Raw genomic sequence first — 1,832 nt, forward strand, 5'->3', positions numbered from 1 at the left:
GGCCTCGACCATCAGCGTGCGCGCGGCCTGCGTGATCAGGTCGAGCGCTGCGCCGGCGACCTGCGGCTGGCAGCGCAGGCAATAGGGATCCTGCACACGCTCGTCACCTTCGAGGTGCGAGAGGCGGATGTCGCTGCCATCGAGCAGCGCCGTCAGCGTTGCCGCCGCGGCGATCTGCCCGGCGTGGCCGCGCAGCGCCTGGATCTCGGGCCGGAACGGCGCCGTCGAGGCCATCGCAGCATCGACCGACAGCGCCCCGGTCACGAGCGCGGCGCGGGCCAGGCGAAACCCACGTAGCACGCCTGATAGGGCGTAGGCGGTCGAGAACTGTGTCCCGTTGATCAGCGCGAGGCCCTCCTTGGGGCCGAGCGTCAGCGGCGAAAGGCCTGCAGCCGCCAGCGCTTCAGCGCCGGACACGGTTTTCCCGTCAAGGATCGCTTGCCCTTCCCCGATCATCACGGCCGTCATGTGCGCAAGTGGCGCAAGATCGCCGGAGGCGCCCACGGAGCCCTGCTGCGGCACCAGTGGCGTGACGCCACGCGCCAGCATGTCCTGAAGCTGCTCGATCAGCTCGCGTCGCACGCCTGAGGCACCACGCCCGAGCGAAATGATCTTCAGCGCCATCATCAGGCGAACGATCGGTTCCGGCGTCGCCGGGCCGACACCGCAGCAATGCGAGAGGATCAGGTTACGCTGGAGCCGTGTGGTCTGATCGGGCGGAATGCGTTTCGACGCCAGCTTCCCGAAGCCGGTGTTGATGCCGTAGACCGGCGCGTCGGCCCGCGCCGCCTTCGCGACGATCTCCGCCGCGGCCTCGACGCGTGGCCAGAACGACGGATCGAGCACGACGGGCGCACCGTCGAGCACCCGCGCGAAATCATCGAGTCCGACCGTCCCCGGCTTGGCGACGATCGCTGCGCCCTCGTTCGTCATTGTCCTCTCCACACCCGGCGGTGCAGCGGATTGAAACCGATGCGGTAGACCAGCTCGGCGGGCCGCTCGATATCCCAGATCGCAAGGTCACACCATTTGCCCGCCTCCAGCGTGCCGGCCTCCTCGAGGATACCGAGCGCTCGCGCACCTTCGCGGGTGACGCCGGCGAGGCATTCGGCCACAGTCATCCGGAACAGCGTCGCACCCATGTTCATCGCGAGCAGCAGCGAGGTCAACGGCGAGCTCCCGGGATTGCAGTCGGTCGCCAGCGCCATGGGAACACCATGCTTGCGGAACGTCTCCACCGAAGGCTTCTGCGTCTCGCGAATGAAATAGAACGCGCCGGGCAGCAGCACCGCAACCGTCCCGGCCTTCGCCATCGCGGCCGCACCGGCCTCGTCGGTGTGCTCCAGATGATCGGCCGAGAGCGCCGAGAATTTCGCGGCGAGCGCGGCACCGCCGAGATTCGAGAGCTGGTCGGCATGGAGCTTGACCGGCAGTCCAAGTCCCCTCGCCGTCTCGAACACCCGCGCGGTCTGCTCGGCGGAGAATGCGATGCCTTCCATGAAGGCATCGACAGCATCGGCAAGGCCGGCGTTTGCGACCGCAGGCAGCATCTCCCTGCAAACGAGATCGATGTAACGATCCTTGTCGCCCTCGGCCTCCACCGGCAGCGCATGCGCGCCGAGGAAGGAGGTGCGGATCGCGACTGGCCTCTTGCGGCCAAGGCTCCGCGCGGCCGCGAGCTGCCGCAGCTCCGTTGCGGTGTCGAGACCATAGCCGGACTTGATCTCGATCGTGGTTGCACCTTCGGCGATCAAGGCATCGAGCCGAGGCAACGCGCTTGCGATGAGCTCGGCCTCGCTTGCCTTGCGGGTCGCCGCCACGGTCGAAACGAT

At 67.9% G+C, this 1,832-nt stretch carries 2 protein-coding genes; both read right to left on the bottom strand.

Translation table 11 applies throughout. The annotated features are described in order from the left end of the window. On the bottom strand, positions 1–933 hold a 933-nt coding region (locus tag JHD07_RS38970), incomplete at its 3' end, for an aromatic amino acid lyase (RefSeq protein WP_291631887.1). Continuing rightward, the coding region (gene hutI, locus JHD07_RS38975) for an imidazolonepropionase (RefSeq protein WP_291631889.1) at positions 930–1,832 on the bottom strand (903 nt) is incomplete at its 5' end. The genes hutI and JHD07_RS38970, both read right to left, overlap by 4 nt.

The sequence above is a fragment of the Bradyrhizobium sp. genome (genome assembly GCF_016462955.1).
Classification (GTDB): Bacteria; Pseudomonadota; Alphaproteobacteria; order Rhizobiales; family Xanthobacteraceae; genus Bradyrhizobium.